This window comes from Enterobacter sp. Li2LvB3 (assembly GCF_056156645.1).
Genome location: NZ_JBSICG010000004.1, coordinates 84915 through 103615 on the forward strand (window position 1 = coordinate 84915; position 18701 = coordinate 103615).

Below are 18701 nucleotides of genomic sequence, written 5' to 3' on the forward strand. Positions count from 1 at the left end.
CGATTCAGCTGTAGTAAAATTACGCAAATTTTTTGTCTCTTGAGCATGAGGTTGTCGCAATGTCGGTTTCTAAAAAACCTATGGTACTGGTGATTCTGGATGGTTATGGCTACCGTGAAGATCAGCAGGATAACGCCATTTTCAACGCCAAAACCCCAGTCATGGATGCACTGTGGGCAAAACGTCCCCATACCCTGATTGATGCATCTGGCCTGGAAGTGGGTCTGCCGGATCGCCAGATGGGCAACTCCGAAGTCGGTCACGTTAACCTGGGCGCGGGTCGTATCGTGTATCAGGACCTGACCCGTCTGGACGTTGAAATTAAGGAACGTACTTTCTTCTCTAACCCAACGCTGTCTGGCGCGGTTGATAAAGCCGTTGCCGCAGGCAAGGCTGTACACATCATGGGGCTGCTCTCTGCGGGCGGCGTTCATAGCCATGAAGATCACATCATGGCTATGGTTGAGCTGGCAGCAGAACGCGGTGCTGAGAAAATCTATCTGCACGCTTTCCTTGATGGCCGCGATACGCCACCACGCAGCGCTGAAGGTTCCCTGAAAGCCTTCGAAGACAAATTTGCCGCACTGGGTAAAGGCCGTGTGGCCTCCATCATCGGTCGTTACTACGCAATGGACCGCGACAACCGTTGGGATCGCGTTGAACAAGCTTATGACCTGATGACCCAGGCAAAAGGCGAGTTCCAGTTTGCGACTGCCGTAGAAGGTCTGGAAGCAGCTTACGCCCGCGATGAAAACGACGAATTCGTGAAAGCGACGGTTATCCGCGCTGAAGGCCAGGCCGATGCAGCGATGGAAGACGGCGATGCGTTGATTTTCATGAACTTCCGTGCTGACCGTGCGCGTGAAATCACCCGTGCATTCGTGAACAGCGATTTCGACGGCTTCGCCCGTAAGAAGGTGGTGAAACTTGATTTCATCCAGCTGACCGAATACGCCGCAGACATCAAAGCACCCTGCGCTTACCCACCGGCCTCACTGGCAAACACCCTCGGTGAGTGGATGGCGAAAAACGATAAAACGCAGCTGCGTATCTCTGAGACAGAGAAATACGCACACGTGACCTTCTTCTTTAACGGTGGTGTTGAAGAGCCGTTCAAAGGCGAAGACCGTATCCTGATCAACTCGCCGAAAGTTGCTACCTACGACCTGCAACCAGAAATGAGCTCTGCCGAGCTGACTGAAAAACTGGTTGCGGCTATCGAAAGCGGTAAGTACGACACCATCATCTGTAACTATCCGAATGGCGACATGGTCGGCCATACCGGCGTGATGGAAGCCGCAATCAAAGCCGTTGAAGCACTGGATCACTGCGTTGAGCAGGTTACAAAAGCGATTGAATCCGTGGGTGGCCAGATGCTGATCACCGCCGACCACGGTAACGCAGAACAGATGCGCGATCCATCTACCGGCCAGGCTCACACTGCCCACACCAACCTGCCTGTTCCGCTGATCTATGTCGGTGATAAACCACTGAAAGCGGTGGAAGGCGGCAAGCTTTCCGACATCGCGCCAACCATGTTGACGCTGATGGGTATGGAAATCCCTAAAGAGATGACTGGCAAGCCGCTGTTCATCGTGGAATAATCGCTCCCCATGAGGGGAAAGGCGATTTTTTCAATCACATGGGTCGTGAAACCGCTTCGGTTATCAGTCAGGGCCCTATTTTGCGCCAGCGCACTCAGCGCTGGCGTATTGCTGTGCGCAGCATCCGCACATGCGGACGATCGCGACCAGCTTAAATCTATTCAGGCCGATATCGCCGCCAAAGAGCGTGCGGTACGCCAGCAGCAACAGCAGCGTTCATCACTCCTTGCCCAACTGAAGCAGCAGGAAGAAGCCATCTCCGCTGCCGCACGCAAGCTACGTGAAACACAAAACACCCTCGCGCAGCTGAATAAACAGATCGACGAAATGAATGCCTCGATTGCCAAACTGGAGCGCCAGCGCGCCAGCCAGGAGCGCAATCTCGCGGCTCAGCTTGATGCCGCCTTCCGTCAGGGGGAGCATACCGGCATTCAGCTGATTTTAAGCGGGGAAGAAACCCAGCGCGGCCAGCGTCTGCAGGCCTACTTCGGTTACCTGAACCAGGCGCGCCAGGAAACTATCGCCCAGCTGAAACAGACCCGCGAAGAAGTCACCTCACAAAAAGCCGAGCTGGAAGAGAAACAGAGTCAGCAGCAAACGCTGCTCTACGATCAGCAGGCGCAGCAGGCAAAGCTCGAGCAGGCGCGTAATGAGCGTCAAAAAACCCTTTCTGGTCTTGAGTCGTCCATTCAGGAAGGCCAGAGCCAGCTAAGCGAAATGCGCGCCAACGAATCAAAACTGCGTAACAGCATTGCCCGTGCAGAAGCGGCCGCCAAAGCGCGCGCCGAGAAAGAAGCACGCGACGCGCAGGCCGTTCGCGACAAGCAACAAGAAGCGTCACGCAAAGGGACAACCTACAAACCCACGGAGAGCGAACGCTCGCTGATGTCGCGTACTGGCGGTCTGGGTGCGCCTCGCGGTCAGGCTTACTGGCCTGTTCGCGGCTCTATTCTGCATCGCTATGGCGAACAGTTGCAGGGTGAGCTACGTTGGAAAGGGATAGTTATCGGTGCGTCTGAAGGTAGCGAAGTAAAAGCGATTGCCGATGGCCGCGTGATCCTTGCCGACTGGTTACAGGGTTACGGGCTTGTGGTGGTGGTCGAACACGGCAAAGGCGATATGAGCCTTTACGGCTACAACCAGAGCGCACTGGTCAGCGTCGGCACTCAGGTGCGCGCGGGTCAACCCATCGCCCTTGTGGGCAGCAGTGGCGGTCAGGGCCGCCCGTCACTCTATTTCGAAATTCGTCGCCAGGGTCAGGCGGTCAATCCACAGCCGTGGTTGGGAAGATAAGTTTTGCTTCAATTTCGTCGAATTGTTCTCTCCGTCGCCAGCGCACTGGCGCTGGCAGCACCGGTATACGCAGGCAAACTTGCCATCGTCATTGATGACTTCGGTTATCGTCCGCAAACCGAAAACCAGGTACTGGCGATGCCGTCGGCCATTTCCGTCGCCGTGCTGCCCAATGCGCCACACGCCCGCGAAATGGCAACCAAAGCCCACAATAGCGGGCATCAGGTTCTGATCCATTTGCCGATGGCACCGCTCAGCAAACAACCGCTGGAAAAAGACACCCTACGTCCGGACATGAGCAGCGATGAGATCGATCGCATCATCCGCGACGCTTACAACAAAGTGCCGTTTGCCGTGGGCCTGAACAACCATATGGGCAGCGCGATGACATCCAACCTGTACGGCATGCTGAAAGTGATGCAGGCGCTGGAGCGCTACAATCTCTACTTCCTGGACAGCATGACCATCGGCAACAGCCAGGCCATGCGTGCAGCCCAGGGCACTGGGGTGAAAGTCATTAAGCGCAAGGTGTTCCTGGATGACACCCAAAACGAAGCGGATATTCGCGTACAGTTCAATCGTGCGGTGCAGCTGGCGCGTCGCAACGGATCGGCAATTGCCATTGGTCACCCGCATCCGTCTACCGTGCGCGTCCTGCAACAGATGCTGCCGACTTTGCCTTCCGATATCACGCTGGTGCGCCCGAGCGACCTGCTGAATGAACCGCAGTCAGATACGTCGACACCAAATCTTTCACAACCCGCTAAGCCATCTGCGCCGCGTAATCCGTTCCGCGGCGTGAAGAGCTGCAAACCAAAACAGCCGCCAGCGCCGGTCTACGCGACCCGCTTCTTCACAGTGATTGGCGATAGCATTAGTGAAAGCACGCTGGTGAAATACGTTCAGCAGCAGTGGCAGGGATGGGGTAAGAAATCCTGATAACAAAAAGCCACCTGTGAGGGTGGCTTTTTTGTCATTACAGACGGAAGGTATCGTCGAGGATCTGGCTGTACAGCGTCGGCTTCCCGTTATCCGCAGTACGATACTGTTCCTTGTGGGAGAGTTTATAGATCCCCACGGGATCGCGGTTCAGGGTATCAATCGCCGCTGCATCAGGTGCAGCAGAGATAAACTGGCGAATCAAAAAGCGATTATTTCCCGTCACCGGCTGCGCATTCATTACCTCGTGAAACTGAGGATAACGTTCGCGGGCATACAAGAAGCTGTAATCAATCAGGAAATATTCGATCAGGGTATCGTGATGTTGCCAGTAACGATAAAGGATATCCCGAACCAGTTTCACCAGCGTATTGCCCTTTTGCGAGGCAAGAAAATAGGCCGTCCAGAATCCCTGGCTTGTCGCATTTTCGCGTGAGTCAAAACGCAGCGAAGAGAAGCTATTTTCATAGAAAGACTCGGGCACGGCTTTCGTCATAAAGACGGTGGCATCCATCCAGATCCCGCCGTACTGATACAGCAATGAGCAGCGAACAATATCGGAATATTGTGCTTTGCTGATAAGCCCGGCCTGATACTTGGTTTTAATGTGTTCCGGTAATGAGAGGTAATCAGGGATATTGTCATCCGTCAGGATAACAACCTGAGCGTCAGGCGTATTACGTTGTACGGATTCGATACAACGCTTAACCAGCTCTGGCGCGCTTTCCAGCCCCTGAAACCAGCAGATCCAGATAATGCGCGACTGGCTGGGTTCAGTGTTGCTCGCGGATTCTGGCTGAATTTTCAGCGCATCAATAACGCCAAACAGCGTCTCTTTTTTCTTCTGCTCAAAATGCGCAGCCGCACGCTGGAAAAGAGATAAACCGGTTTTCTTCTGCCAGCGCCGTGTTTTTTTGATGAGTTTATTGATTAGATTGAGATTCATCATTTCGCCCTTATCTACCCTGGAACATCTCTTTTAACGTACGGCGCAGCAGTTTCATTCTCAGCTTGGCATCTTTTTTACGCCCGCGTAATAAGCAGTTCATGCGCGAAGATTTAAACCCACGGAACGACATCAGCTGGAACAGGTTATTGCTTTTGGTTTCTTCGGACATGTGCTCACGGTATTTAAAATAGAGCTTCCGGTAAGCATTGTATTTTTTAATTTGCGATGTAATTCGGTTACTGCCGTGCTCAGCATCCACCATGGCGGTGCTAAAACTGTATTTAATACCGGGACCATATTTCAGGATTAATTTAATCCAGACATCGCGATCCTGCTGTTGTTTAATCTCAGGGGAAAATCCCCCCACGCCTGACAGTTTCTCTTTCGTTGTCAGTACCTGATTACCCACCACGTTTTCACAGAGGATATCCTGTAACCCAATTATTCTTTTATCGTTGGTATCTGGGTAGGTGCGGTGAGTTTTATCCAGCCGGGCAGGGGTATCCGTAACAAAGGCATAGTTTTCATCGTAGCGCGAAACCAGCTTTGATAAACGCTCAGGGAGGAAATAGTCGTCGTCATCCAGACCGGTGACAAACACACCGTGCGAGAGTACGTAACCCCGGTTGCGGCTGAAGTTAGAGCCGCTGTTCTTCTCGTTACGTTCATAAGTGAAATGCACAAAACGCGCGTCACACTCTGATCGTATACGTTCAATGAGTTGCGCCGTTTTTTCGTTCGAACAGTCATCAACAATAATCAATTCTACAGCAGGGTAAGTCTGAGCAATTACTGAGCGAATGGCACGTTCCAGCAAATCCTCTCTGTTGTAGGTGGTGATGATTACTGAAATCAGTTCGTTCATAGCGTGCTCGTCTGTTAAATGACATTTTTCCACCGGGAGAATACCTTTTTCCCGGTGGAGAATCAAAACGATTACTTTATGATATCCCGATGCTTGTTTTGCTCAAGGAAAACAACCGACATTATAAGTGTCAGCATCCAGGCAACCGGCGTGGTTTTAGAATAGAACATTACACCGCTTAAACCGAACATAATTAATGACACCAGGAAGGCACAAAGAATAACGCTTTTCAGCTTCCGCAATGCATACCACGCAAGAGATATTACAAACAGAATATAAAGTATTAAACCTGAAGGTCCTTTTAAAGAAAGCGTCTCAACCACTTCATTATGCAAATGACCACGCATATGTTCTAACGCACCTGCCAGGCTAGGATCTTTTTTCACTACTTCAGTAATTTTGGCATTACGCACATCAGTGGATTGCCAAAAATAGTTATCTTCTGCCGCAATTAACCCGGTTTTCCACATAGCGAAACGCGCCCCAACGGACGTGGTGCTGTTGTCTTTATCATAGGCCACAATGTCGTGGTTTAAATCGTTATAACGCTGGATCAGGCTGTGTTTCATCATAAACATACCCGCAAGCAACGCGACCAGAAGCACACCGACGCCTTTCCACGGGATATGCTTTTCTTTGTAGAACTTCACCACCAGCAGACCGAAGAAGATAACAGGATACGCCAGAATAGCGGCACGCGTTTCTGTAGAAACCAGAATCAGGAAGGTAATAAAGAAGTGCCCAAGGATACCCAATCCTTTCCAGCGGGAAGCGCTGTGCTGCATCACAATGATGGTATAGAAGGAGATAAATGCGATGGTATACGCCGCACCCGTCGCATTGGTTCCACCCTTCAGTGCAAGCGTTACCCTTTGGCTATCAAGGAAAAAGTGCTGATAGCTTGCATAAACAATAATCATGACCTGAAGCAGAACCGCCAGCAACACATGAACTTTATTGCTACCGATTTTGAGCTGGCTTCTGTTTGCGAAGACGAACAGCGAGAATGCACCAAATAAGCAAATTTTACCCACTTCCAGATACGCGCGGTAAGAGTTAATCGCAGGACTACTCTCTACCTTAAACATGCGATACCAGACGAGATCGCAAATACCAATAACCAGCAGCACAAGGCACAGCCAAAATGCATCATGTTTTTTAAAGTTTTTGATATCCAGTAAAAATGCAACCAGAGCAACAATGCCGGCAACACTAAATACCTTTATCGAAAAATTGGGTGAAACAATAACGCACCCAAACGCAACAGCACATAGCCCGAATAATAGCTGTAATAAATAATATTGGGTCTTATCTAATGTTAAGTTACTCATCATCATTCCACTTACTGAAAGTAAAAAACAGGCTAGCACATCCCGTTACGTTTGTTGAACGTACCTGTGTTAACGAATATTGCGCCATTCATACGACTTACCTGTCGTATCCAGCACCGTCACATTCTTATCGTAACTGGCAAGCCAGGACTGCACCGACTGCTCAGGCTCTCCCTGACGATGAATGCCTAACCACAACTCCGCGAGCGTGTTTACATCATCAGCGGACCAGGGCTTATTATAGTCGCCGATGAGTTTATTTTTAGAATCAACCTGTTGCCCGTACCAGATAAACATCGGGATCTGCAGGGCCTCTCTGGGAGGGTTAACGTTGCCGTGAGAGTAAACCACCGAACGCTGCGGATCACGAATCAGACCGTGATCGGAAAAATACATCACCGATGAACGCGAGTTTTCCAGAGTACGGAATACATTTCCCATCAGAGTATCGGTGTAACGCACCGAGTTATCGTAACAATCATCGGCTTCGCTGCCGCCACTCAGAACGGCCTGGCTTGCCGGGAAACGTCGACAGGCTGGCTCGTGGCTACCGTACAGGTGCAAAACGATGATTTTTTTGCCCGGTTTTTTCAGCGCATCATTCAGTAACGGAAGCAGGTCTTCATCATAGCCCCCTTCTACCCACTGATGCTGCCTGGTGTTCATGGCGATGCCGGTAATGACATTATTATGCGCCCCGCCCTTGCCCTGACGGCTAAACCAGTAGGTGTCATACCCCGCTTTATTGGCGATATTAATGACATTATCACTGTATTTATGCGGATCGCGCTTGCCCACGGTATCGGCTGTCATTGCTAATGGCACGGCCATAATGGTGACAGGTGCGGGAGTTACAGCATTGCGGAACAGCAAAAGCTGCGATTTTTGTTTCTCCAGCTCTGGCGTGGTATCCCGTTGATAACCATAGATACCCATGTTTGCCGTGCGCTCTGACTCACCAATGATCAGCACATAGTTTTCAATCCCGGTGTCCGACAGCGTGAGTTTATAATCGGGAATGTTATTGCCGATATTAGCGACCACCGCGTTATCTTCTATCGCCTGCATAAACACTTTTGCGGTACTGACTGGCGTGGCCTGCACAACGCGCTGCGCCATGCTTTCGACATTACTTCTTCTGAGCTGATGCTGCCAGGCCTGGCCGATAAAGGCTGCGAGCGTTAATGCCAGCGCAATAACCGGCCAGCGACGAAAACGTGGTGCAACAGGCCATCCGCCAGTGTTGGCGGTATAGATAAACAGCGCGGAAAACGCCACAAAGATAATGCATTCACGCCAGTACAGCCCGAGCATCGAACTGGCTTCACCCGGCGTGGTATTTAATACGCTGAGCGCAAACCCATAGCTAAATGCTGAATTGAAGTTATTCCACGCATATAACTGAAGGGTAAGATCAGCCGCGACTGGAATTAATAAAACTACCGCCAGTACGTTTTTAATAAATTTGTTATTTATGCACTTTAACGTCAGCAATATCAGTACAAAAACCAGCGTTCGGTTAATCACCGCATTATATTTAGCATTTACAATATTAACGCCAATAACTATTAGCAGGGAAACAACTACAGTTAAAAAAGCGGCAAGCCGTGAAGGGGTATCAACCAACTTTTGCGAAAACAATGTGGACATAATGACCTGATTAGCCTGGCAAAATCTTTCCTGACGTAATCATTATGACTGCAAGAATGAACGCGCGGAGAAGACTCTGTGGAGAAAAATTCGCCAGAAGTTAACAAGTAACCCCTGGAAAGTCAAACCGCTAAAACGTGTACAGGCACCCGTAAAACGGGTGCCAGAGAGCAGCTTAATCCCAGTTCAGGATAACTTTCCCGGACTGGCCTGAACGCATTGCGTCAAAGCCCTGCTGGAACTCATCGATAGAGAAGCGATGAGTAATGATTGGCGACAGATCCAGACCAGACTGGATCAGTGCAGCCATCTTGTACCAGGTTTCGAACATCTCACGGCCATAGATGCCTTTGATGAACAAACCCTTGAAGATCACCTTGTTCCAGTCGATAGACATGTCTGACGGCGGAATACCCAGCATGGCGATACGGCCACCGTGGTTCATGGTATCCAGCATGGTACGGAACGCCGGTGGTGCGCCAGACATCTCCAGGCCCACGTCGAAGCCTTCGGTCATGCCCAGCTCAGCCATCACGTCGTTCAGGCTCTCTTTAGAGACATCCACAGCACGGGTAACGCCCATTTTGCGTGCCAGCGACAGACGATATTCATTCACGTCAGTGATAACAACGTTACGCGCGCCGACGTGTTTCGCCACTGCCGCAGCCATAATGCCGATCGGACCAGCACCAGACACCAGCACGTCTTCACCCACCAGATCGAACGACAGCGCCGTATGCACCGCATTACCGAACGGGTCGAAGATGGAGGCCAGATCGTCGGAAATGTTGTCCGGGATTTTGAACGCGTTGAATGCCGGGATCACCAGATATTCCGCAAAACAGCCAGGACGGTTGACACCCACACCCACGGTATTGCGGCACAGGTGCGTACGACCACCGCGGCAGTTACGGCAATGGCCGCAGGTGATGTGACCTTCGCCAGACACGCGATCGCCAATTTTGAAGCCTTTCACTTCCTGACCAATGCCAACCACTTCGCCGACATATTCGTGGCCAACCACCATAGGTACCGGAATGGTTTTCTGCGACCACTGGTCCCAGTTGTAAATATGGACGTCAGTACCGCAGATGGCGGTTTTACGGATTTTGATCAGCAGATCGTTATGACCGACTTCCGGCTCCGGCACGTCGGTCATCCAAATCCCTTCTTCTGCTTTCAGTTTGGATAACGCTTTCATCTCACGTCCTCAGGCAATCACGCCCAGTTGTTTGCCGATGCGGGTAAAGGCTTCAACCGCACGTTCAATTTGTTCAGGCGAATGCGCCGCAGACATCTGGGTGCGAATACGCGCCTGACCTTTTGGCACCACCGGGAAGAAGAACCCGGTAACGTAAATCCCTTCTTTTTGCAGTTCACGGGCAAAGTTCTGCGCCACAACCGCATCGCCCAGCATTACCGGGATGATCGCGTGGTCAGCACCGGCCAGGGTAAAGCCTGCGGCACTCATTTTTTCACGGAACAGACGCGCATTGGACCACAGACGGTCACGCAGTTCCGCGCCTGATTCCACCATCTCCAGCACTTTGATGGAGGCTGAAACAATGGCTGGTGCCAGGGAGTTGGAGAACAGGTACGGACGGGAACGCTGACGCAGCCACTCGACCACTTCTTTACGCGCTGCGGTATAGCCGCCGGACGCGCCGCCCAGTGCTTTACCGAGCGTGCCGGTGATGATGTCCACACGGCCCATCACGTCGCAGTATTCGTGCGACCCACGACCATTTTCGCCCACAAAGCCCACCGCATGAGAGTCATCGACCATCACCAGCGCATCGTATTTATCCGCCAGGTCACACACGCCCTTAAGGTTGGCGATCACGCCGTCCATTGAGAACACGCCGTCGGTGGCGATCAGCACATGGCGAGCGCCCGCTTCACGCGCCTCCTTCAGGCGTACTTCCAGTTCAGCCATATCGTTGTTGGCATAGCGGAAACGCTTCGCTTTACACAGACGCACGCCATCGATGATGGAGGCGTGGTTCAGCGCATCGGAAATAATCGCATCTTCTGCGCCCAGCAGCGTTTCAAACAGGCCGCCGTTAGCATCAAAGCAAGAGGAGTACAGGATCGCGTCTTCCATTCCGAGGAAGCTCGCCAGCTTTTTCTCAAGCTGCTTGTGGCTGTCCTGCGTACCGCAGATAAAGCGTACGGAGGCCATACCGAAACCATGGGTGTCCATGCCGTTTTTCGCAGCGGCAATCAGCTCAGGGTGATTCGCAAGACCTAAATAGTTGTTCGCACAAAAATTGATCACATGGCTGCCATCGGCGACGGTGATGTCCGCCTGCTGTGCAGAAGTGATGATGCGTTCTTCTTTGAACAACCCTTCCGCGCGTGCGGTGTCCAGGTCGCTGTTTAACTGTTTGTAAAAATCACCACGCATTGCAATTCTCCAGACTCGGCAAATTTCGGCACATATTACCCAAACCTATACTTCATGACGAGATGACACATTATCTCTTCTCGTTTTTGTAGCATAAATCACGCGTACCCATGCGCGATGTCGGTGAATGGCTGTAGGGTCGCCATACTAATGATATGATAGAAACATTAGCGTCCGGGATTGTCCCCGGGCTCCACACTTCAAAGGTTACAGTTATGATTATCGTTACCGGCGGCGCGGGCTTTATCGGCAGCAATATTGTTAAGGCTCTCAATGACAAAGGCATCACCGACATCCTGGTGGTGGACAACCTGAAAGACGGCACCAAATTTGTAAACCTGGTGGATCTGAACATTGCTGACTATATGGATAAAGAAGACTTCCTTATCCAGATTATGGCAGGTGAAGAGTTCGGCGAAATCGAAGCTATCTTCCACGAGGGTGCGTGCTCTTCCACCACCGAGTGGGACGGCAAGTACATGATGGACAACAACTATCAGTACTCCAAAGAGATTCTGCACTACTGCCTGGAGCGTGAAATTCCGTTCCTGTATGCCTCTTCTGCGGCAACCTACGGCGGCCGTACGTCAAACTTCATCGAATCCCGTGAATATGAGCAGCCGCTGAACGTATATGGCTACTCTAAGTTCCTGTTCGACGAATACGTGCGTCAGGTTCTGCCTGAAGCAAATTCCCAGATCGTGGGCTTCCGCTACTTCAACGTGTACGGGCCGCGTGAAGGCCACAAAGGCAGCATGGCGAGCGTTGCGTTCCACCTGAACACCCAACTGAATAATGGCGAAAGTCCGAAACTGTTCGAAGGCAGCGATAGCTTCAAGCGTGACTTCGTTTATGTTGGCGACGTTGCCGCGGTGAACCTGTGGTTCTGGGAAAACGGCGTGTCCGGTATCTTCAACCTGGGTACGGGCCGTGCAGAATCCTTCCAGGCCGTTGCGGACGCAACCCTGGCGTATCACAAAAAAGGCAGCATTGAATACATTCCGTTCCCGGAAAAGCTGAAAGGCCGCTACCAGGCATTCACTCAGGCTGACATGACCAACCTGCGTGCCGCGGGCTACGACAAGCCGTTCAAGACCGTTGCCGAAGGCGTAACGGAATATATGGCCTGGCTGAACCGCGACGCGTAAGAAGTAAGCATGAAGATACTGGTGATCGGCCCGTCATGGGTGGGCGACATGATGATGTCGCAAAGTCTCTATCGCACGCTCAAGGCGCGCTATCCCCAGGCGATAATCGACGTGATGGCACCTGCATGGTGCCGTCCGCTGTTATCGCGGATGCCTGAAGTAAACGACGCTATCCCGATGCCGCTGGGCCACGGGGCGCTGGAAATCGGTGAACGCCGCAAGCTCGGCCACAGCCTGCGCGAAAAGCGCTACGATCGCGCTTACGTGCTGCCCAACTCGTTTAAATCCGCCTTAGTACCCTTCTTTGCTGGCGTGCCTCATCGCACCGGCTGGCGCGGTGAAATGCGTTACGGCCTGCTGAACGACGCCCGAGTGCTGGATAAAGCGGCCTGGCCACTGATGGTGGAGCGCTATGTTGCGCTGGCCTACGACAAAGGCGTGATGCGCAGTGCGAAAGACCTGCCGCAGCCGCTGTTGTGGCCGCAGTTGCAGGTTAACGATGGCGAAAAATCCCAGACCTGCAACGCGTTTGGTATTTCGGACGAACGCCCAATGATCGGTTTCTGCCCTGGCGCAGAGTTCGGCCCGGCAAAACGCTGGCCGCACTATCACTACGCCGAACTGGCAAAACAGCTTATCGACGAAGGCAACCAGATTGTCCTGTTCGGCTCGGCGAAAGATCACGAAGCGGGCAATGAAATCCTTGCCACACTGAGCACAGAACAGCAGGCCTGGTGCCGTAACCTGGCCGGGGAAACCCAGCTGGAGCAAGCGGTTATTCTGATTGCCGCCTGTAAAGCCGTGGTCACCAACGATTCTGGCCTGATGCACGTTGCTGCTGCGCTTAACCGCCCGCTGGTTGCCCTTTATGGCCCAAGCAGCCCGGACTTCACCCCGCCGCTGTCACACAAGGCGCGTGTTATTCGCCTGATCACCGGCTACCACAAAGTGCGTAAAGGCGATGCGGCACAAGGCTATCATCAGAGCCTGATCGACATTACGCCAGAGCGCGTGCTCGAAGAGCTTAACGAACTGCTGTTGAGCGAAGAAGGATAACGAATGCGGGTATTGATCGTTAAAACCTCTTCGATGGGCGATGTACTGCATACGCTGCCGTCCCTTACGGACGCGATGCAAGCCATTCCCGGCATTCGTTTTGACTGGGTGGTGGAAGAAGGTTTCGCGCAGATCCCCACCTGGCATGAAGCGGTCGACCGTGTGATCCCGGTGGCTATCCGCCGCTGGCGTAAGGCGTGGTTCTCCGCACCGATTAAAGCCGAGCGCAAAGCGTTTCGCGATGCGGTGCAGGCTCAGCATTACGATGCCATCATCGACGCGCAAGGGCTGGTCAAAAGCGCCGCGCTGGTGACGCGACTGGCGCACGGCGTAAAGCACGGCATGGACTGGCAAAGCGCCCGCGAACCGCTGGCAAGCCTGTTCTATAACCGTCGCCATCATATTGCGAAACAGCAGCACGCGGTGGAACGTACCCGTGAACTGTTCGCCAAAAGCCTGGGTTATGCCAAACCTGAAATGCAGGGCGATTACGCCATTTCGCAGCATTTCCTCCATAATTCACAGCAACTTAGCGCGCCTTATCTGATTTTCCTCCATGCCACCACCCGGGATGACAAACACTGGCCGGAAACCCACTGGCGTGAGCTGATCGGTTTACTGGGTAGCGCAGGTTTGCGCATCAAACTGCCGTGGGGTGCCCCGCATGAAGAGGCGCGCGCCAAACGCCTGGCAGAAGGGTTTGATTACGTGGACGTCTTGCCACGCATGAAGCTCGATGGCGTGGCACAAGAGCTGGCGGGCGCGACGGCAGTGGTATCGGTAGATACTGGCCTGAGCCACCTGACGGCCGCACTGGATAGACCTAATATTACGCTTTACGGCCCAACGGACCCGGGTCTTATCGGCGGCTACGGAAAAAATCAATATATCTGCCGTCCGGAACATTCATCGCAGCTGAGCGACCTCAGCGCCGCTGCGGTATTTGAGCAATTAGAGCCTTTGCTGGCAGCAGAGAGAGCCTATGTCTGATTTTTTCTCAGCGGAGCGCCCACCAAAGCGCGTGCTGATCATTAAGCTGCGTCACCACGGTGACGTACTGCTTACCTCGCCGGTCTTTACCGTGCTGAAAAAGAACTGGCCGAATGTTGAAGTCGACGCGCTGGTCTACGACGACACGCAGGCGATGCTGACCAGCCATCCGCATATCGATCAGGTGCATACCATTGGTCGCAACTGGCGCAAAAAGGGCTGGTTCGAGCAGTACCGTCTGTATCGTGCTCTGGTCAATACGCTGAAAGGACGTCAGTACGATGTGCTGATTAACCTTACCGAACACTGGCACGGCGCGCGTCTGGCGCGTCGGCTGAAGCCGCGTGTCTCTGTCGGCTTTAAGCCGGATAAACGCGGTGGGCTGGCACGTCGGCGCTGGGTGAAATCCTTCACCACGCTCTACCCGGCGATTCAGGACAACAGCCGCCACATGGTGGAAGTGAATCTGGACGCCCTGCGCCGGATCGGTATTCACCCGCAGTCTGATGAAGACAAACATACCCTGTTTGTACCGGGTGACGCGGCGGAAACCTCCATAGCTGAGAAACTGGCCGGATTTGGTCTACAGAGTAAATCCTACATTCTGGTGCACCCGACGTCGCGCTGGATGTTTAAAGCCTGGGATATCAAAAAGCTGGCGGCAACAATCGATAACCTGGCGGCTCGTGGCCTGCCGATTATCCTCTCTGCCGCGCCGTCAAAAGAAGAAACCGCGTATATGGATGAGCTGCGTGCTGCGCTTACCCAGCCGGTGTTTGATTTAAGCGGTCAGTTGAACCTGAAAGAGCTGGGTGCCCTGATGAAGCACGCGCGTATTTACTTCGGCGTTGACTCCATGCCAATGCACCTCGCCAGTGCCGTAGGGACCCCGACCGTGGCTATCTTTGGCCCAACCGGGGCAATCAAGTGGGCACCGTGGGGTGTGAATTATCGCGTGATCACCGCCGGATTTACCTGCCAGCCTTGCGGCAAGGCGGGCTGCGGTGACGGTGGCGTTTCCGACTGCATCACCGCCATTACCCCGCAACAGGTGCTGAGCGCTATTGATACCCTGCTGCTGGAATATCCTGCATGAAGCTGGCGATCGTCCGACAGACCTACAACCCCAACGGCGGCGCGGAGCGTTTTGTTTCCCGCGCGCTGAACGTGTTGGCTCAGGACACAACCCTGGATGTCACGCTGATTGCCCGCCAGTGGGAAGATGCTTCAGGCTGGAAAACACTGACGGTAAACCCGCCGTTCCGTAACCGTATTGCCCGCGAGTCCGGGTTTGCGGTGGAAGCAGCCTCGCATTTTGCTCAGTTCGATATTGTGCAAAGCCATGAGCGAATTCCGGGGGCAACCATTTTCCGCGCAGGCGATGGCGTACACGCCACATGGCTTGAGCAGTATGGTCGCATTTTATCGCCGCTGGCACGCTGGGCGCAGTCATTCAGCCGTTATCACCACTATATTTTGCAGGCTGAAGCGCAGATGTTTACCCATCCGCAACTGCGCACCGTTATCTGCAACTCAAAGATGGTGCGTGATGACATCGCCCGCCGTTTTGCTTTGTCGGATGACAAACTGACCGTGATCTACAACGGTGTGGATACGGCGCATTTCAGCCCGGATGTCCGCGCGTTGTCGCAGCGTGATGCGCTCGGCATCCCCGAAGATGCGCCAGTGCTGGCGTATGTCGGGTCTGGTTTTAGCCGTAAAGGCGTGGCCACCGCGTTACGTGCCATTGTCCCGCATTCTGACGTCTGGTTGCTGGTTGCCGGTCGCGATAAACACGCGCGCAAATTTGAAAAGCTGGCACAGACGCTCGGCGTGGCGTCACGCGTGCATTTCCTGGGGCCGGTTGCAGATGTGCGGGAAGTTTACGGCACGGCGGACGCGCTGATCCTGCCTACGCTCTACGATCCGTTCCCGAATGTCTGCGTGGAAGCGCTGGCCTGCGGTCTGCCGCTGCTCACCAGCCACGGCTGCGGCGCGGCAGAATGGATAACTGAAGGTCAAAACGGCTGGGTGCGCGACGCGCTCGACAGTGAAGGCTATCAGCAGGCTATCGCCCACTGGCTGCAAGGCCGTGGTCAGGGCGTTGATTATTCAGCAGCTGCTCGCGCAACCGCTGAACCCTACACCCTGGACAGAATGGCAAAAGAGCTCCAGGCGCTTTATCGCGACCTGCTGCGCTGAGCCGCTTCAGAGAAGACTTTCTCCATCGCGTCCAGCATACATTCGCGGGTAAAGTGGGTGCTCAGGTAATCATAACCCTGCTGCGCCAGCTTCTCGCGAAGAGCTGCATCGTTATACAGTTTCTCGATGGCATCGTGCAGCGCTTTTTCATCACGCTGGGCGACCAGAATCCCCGTCTGACCATCAATCACTGCATCCGCCGTCCCGCCGGCATCGGTCGCGATAGTGGCAATACGAGACGCCAGCGATTGCAGAACGCCCTGAGGAACACCTTCCATATCGTGTGAAGGACTCAGCGCAATATCAAACGCCGGGAACCAGCGCTCAGGGTCGCTTTGATGCCCCGCCATCACTACGCGCTGTTGCAATTCCAGGCCGACGATTTCCTGCTCCAGCGTTGCCTTGTGCGGCCCTTCCCCGACAATCGCCAGCTTGATGTGTGGGTTATCGATTTGCGCCAGGGCGCGCAGCAGCACACTGTGGCCTTTGTTCGGACGCAGATGCGACACCACCCCCAGCCAGAAATCCTCCTGCGACAATCCACAGTGCACGCGGGCGTCGTGTTTATCCGCCGGGTGAAAACGCTGCGTATCCACACCGCTCGGCACGGATGTGCTCTGGGACATGGGTACGCCAATATTCGCCACCTGATGACGCAGCGCTTCACCGGTTGTGACGATATGGGCACAGGCTTTACGGAACAGCCAGCGGGTCGTCCAGTTATTACGCGGCACACCAGAGGCATGGCGCGTGCGCACCAGCGGCACAGGGTTCGACAGCGTCAGGTTTGCCAGTGCCACCAGCCAGGTATCAGCTGAGTTATGGCTATTGATGACATCAATCGATTTACGGTTGTCACTCAGCCAGCGACGTAACAATTGCAGATTTTTAAGGTTCTTACGCTTTAACGGCATGGTGACAACCGTTAGCCCGGCGCTTTTCGCCATCGCGTGCAGCGGCGCGGTTTCCGGGCAAAGAATGGTCACCTGATGGCCACGCTGAATCATGCCTAACGATTCGTTAATAATGCGCAAAGGCTGCCCGCCTTTACCACCGTCTGCTTCAGTGTGAACAATATGCATACATTTCCTGTTATGAATCTCGCCAGCGTGACGCTAATTTGCCGCCTGACGGGATCTTTGTCCCTACAGGCATATGTTTTTAGTATCCACCAGATATAATACAGCACGAATGGTACCACCAACATGGGTGGCCTGCCCTGAACACAACGGAGAAAGCATGTCCGACACACCTTTATTGAGCCTTGTGGTCGCCGTCTATAACGGTGAAAAATTCCTGAGTGCATTTTTCGACAGCATCAAAGCTCAACATCTGGACAGTCTGGAACTTGTCGTTGTGGACGATGGGTCAAGCGATAACTCTGCGGCCATCATTGCGCAATACGCCAGTGAATTCCCGTATTACAAGGTCATCGAACAGACCAACCAGGGCGTCTCTGCCGCTCGTAACACCGGTCTGGCTGAGGCCACAGGCGAGTATGTCGCGTTCCCGGACATCGACGATGTGATTTACCCGGGCATGTACCCACGCCTGCTGGAGATGGCGAAGAAAAACGATCTCGACGTCGCCACCTGTAACGGCACCTATATTTACGATGACGGCAGACCTGCGAAAAAAATCTTCCCGTCCGACAAACTGCAATCCACCGACGTGCTGGACGGCCCAACCTGGCTTCAGCGCGCGCTGGCATCGCGTAAATTCCTGCATGTGACCTGGCTTAATATTTATCGCCACGCGTTTATTAAAGCGCAGGGGTTCACGTTCGAGCATGGACTGCGCCACCAGGATATCCCGTGGACGACCGAAGTGCTGCTGACCGCCAAACGCGTTCAGTACACAGACGAAACCTTCTACGACTATCTCATACATTCCGCATCGGTATCACACACGCCGGGCACGGATGACTCGCGGATGCGTAACGCGCGCCACTATATGAAAATCCTTGAGATGCTGGACGTTATCAACCAGCGCTACCCGGATGCCGTGCGCCGCGTGCCGGCCTGCCAGTGGCAAATCGCGAAAGAGGGTCTGGGGATCCTGCACGCGATTAACAACATTGGCGATACGGCCAAAAAACGTGAAATTATCCAGGAGCTGTTCGATCGCGGGATCTGGGCACTTATCTGGAAAAACGCCCGTGGGCTTCGCCAGCACTGGCGCCTGGGCCGCCGTTATTTCCGTTTAAAGCGGTATCTGGCATAAGAGATAGCTTTACCTGGCTTAAATGCTTAGAATTTGCCCGCCGA

16 protein-coding genes are annotated in these 18701 nt (G+C 53.5%); 9 read left to right on the forward strand and 7 right to left on the reverse strand.

Annotated features, from left to right (window positions below; translation table 11 throughout):
* Positions 1-59: 59 nt before the first annotated feature.
* From gpmM to ACS603_RS04700, 3 genes are read left to right on the forward strand one after another with little or no spacing between them, the layout of a single operon-like run.
* Entirely contained in the window at positions 60-1604 is a 1545-nt protein-coding gene (gene gpmM, locus ACS603_RS04690; RefSeq protein ID WP_182063183.1) for a 2,3-bisphosphoglycerate-independent phosphoglycerate mutase, read from the forward strand.
* A 33-nt stretch (positions 1605-1637) separates the two neighbouring features.
* Positions 1638-2897, forward strand: a complete 1260-nt coding sequence (envC, locus tag ACS603_RS04695) for a murein hydrolase activator EnvC (protein ID WP_315688730.1) — start codon at positions 1638-1640, stop codon at positions 2895-2897.
* A gap of 3 nt (positions 2898-2900) precedes the next feature.
* Entirely contained in the window at positions 2901-3836 is a 936-nt protein-coding gene (locus ACS603_RS04700; RefSeq protein WP_446491880.1) for a divergent polysaccharide deacetylase family protein, read from the forward strand.
* 37 nt (positions 3837-3873) lie between these two features.
* On the opposite strand, the gene ACS603_RS04705 is transcribed toward ACS603_RS04700, so the two are convergent.
* The 6 genes from ACS603_RS04705 to kbl all read right to left on the reverse strand — a co-directional run bounded on the left by ACS603_RS04705 (position 3874) and on the right by kbl (position 11038).
* Positions 3874-4785 carry a capsular polysaccharide synthesis protein gene (locus ACS603_RS04705; RefSeq protein WP_315687499.1) on the reverse strand — a complete coding sequence of 304 codons (912 nt, stop codon included), beginning with the start codon at positions 4783-4785 and terminating at the stop codon, positions 3874-3876.
* A gap of 7 nt (positions 4786-4792) precedes the next feature.
* Positions 4793-5650, reverse strand: coding sequence for a glycosyltransferase (locus ACS603_RS04710; protein WP_474943839.1), 858 nt, complete (start codon positions 5648-5650; stop codon positions 4793-4795).
* A 71-nt stretch (positions 5651-5721) separates the two neighbouring features.
* Complete coding sequence (locus tag ACS603_RS04715; RefSeq protein ID WP_474943840.1) at positions 5722-6981, reverse strand: O-antigen ligase family protein; 1260 nt, start codon at positions 6979-6981, stop codon at positions 5722-5724.
* Positions 6982-7050: 69 nt separating this feature from the next.
* Positions 7051-8631 (reverse strand): phosphoethanolamine transferase, encoded by a 1581-nt coding sequence (locus ACS603_RS04720; RefSeq protein WP_474943841.1) that lies wholly within the window; start codon positions 8629-8631, stop codon positions 7051-7053.
* 175 nt (positions 8632-8806) lie between these two features.
* Positions 8807-9832 carry an L-threonine 3-dehydrogenase gene (tdh, locus tag ACS603_RS04725; protein ID WP_474943842.1) on the reverse strand — a complete coding sequence of 342 codons (1026 nt, stop codon included), beginning with the start codon at positions 9830-9832 and terminating at the stop codon, positions 8807-8809.
* A gap of 9 nt (positions 9833-9841) precedes the next feature.
* Positions 9842-11038 (reverse strand): glycine C-acetyltransferase, encoded by a 1197-nt coding sequence (gene kbl / locus ACS603_RS04730; protein ID WP_446491876.1) that lies wholly within the window; start codon positions 11036-11038, stop codon positions 9842-9844.
* Positions 11039-11253: 215 nt separating this feature from the next.
* Here kbl and rfaD point away from each other — a divergent pair, with 215 nt between their 5' ends.
* From rfaD to ACS603_RS04755, 5 genes are read left to right on the forward strand one after another with little or no spacing between them, the layout of a single operon-like run.
* A complete protein-coding gene (rfaD, locus tag ACS603_RS04735) occupies positions 11254-12186 on the forward strand; it encodes an ADP-glyceromanno-heptose 6-epimerase (protein WP_182063176.1) in 933 nt (310 codons plus the stop codon).
* A gap of 9 nt (positions 12187-12195) precedes the next feature.
* A complete protein-coding gene (gene rfaF, locus ACS603_RS04740; protein WP_182063175.1) occupies positions 12196-13242 on the forward strand; it encodes an ADP-heptose--LPS heptosyltransferase RfaF in 1047 nt (348 codons plus the stop codon).
* A 3-nt stretch (positions 13243-13245) separates the two neighbouring features.
* Positions 13246-14232, forward strand: coding sequence for a lipopolysaccharide heptosyltransferase RfaC (gene rfaC, locus ACS603_RS04745; protein ID WP_474943843.1), 987 nt, complete (start codon positions 13246-13248; stop codon positions 14230-14232).
* Positions 14225-15328: a putative lipopolysaccharide heptosyltransferase III gene (gene rfaQ / locus ACS603_RS04750; protein ID WP_474943844.1), complete on the forward strand. Its 1104-nt coding sequence runs from the start codon at positions 14225-14227 to the stop codon at positions 15326-15328. The genes rfaC and rfaQ overlap by 8 nt, the downstream gene beginning before the upstream one ends.
* Positions 15325-16434, forward strand: coding sequence for a glycosyltransferase family 4 protein (locus ACS603_RS04755; RefSeq protein WP_474943845.1), 1110 nt, complete (start codon positions 15325-15327; stop codon positions 16432-16434). Before rfaQ ends, ACS603_RS04755 begins: the two co-directional genes overlap by 4 nt.
* Here the strand turns inward: ACS603_RS04755 and ACS603_RS04760 are convergent.
* Positions 16413-17516: a glycosyltransferase family 4 protein gene (locus ACS603_RS04760; RefSeq protein WP_182063171.1), complete on the reverse strand. Its 1104-nt coding sequence runs from the start codon at positions 17514-17516 to the stop codon at positions 16413-16415. The two genes, ACS603_RS04755 and ACS603_RS04760, sit on opposite strands and share 22 nt — an antisense overlap.
* Before the next feature lie 157 nt (positions 17517-17673).
* On the opposite strand from ACS603_RS04760, the gene ACS603_RS04765 reads away from it, so the two are divergent.
* On the forward strand, positions 17674-18657 hold the full coding sequence (locus ACS603_RS04765; protein WP_446491872.1) for a glycosyltransferase: 984 nt from the start codon (positions 17674-17676) through the stop codon (positions 18655-18657).
* Positions 18658-18701: the final 44 nt, after the last annotated feature.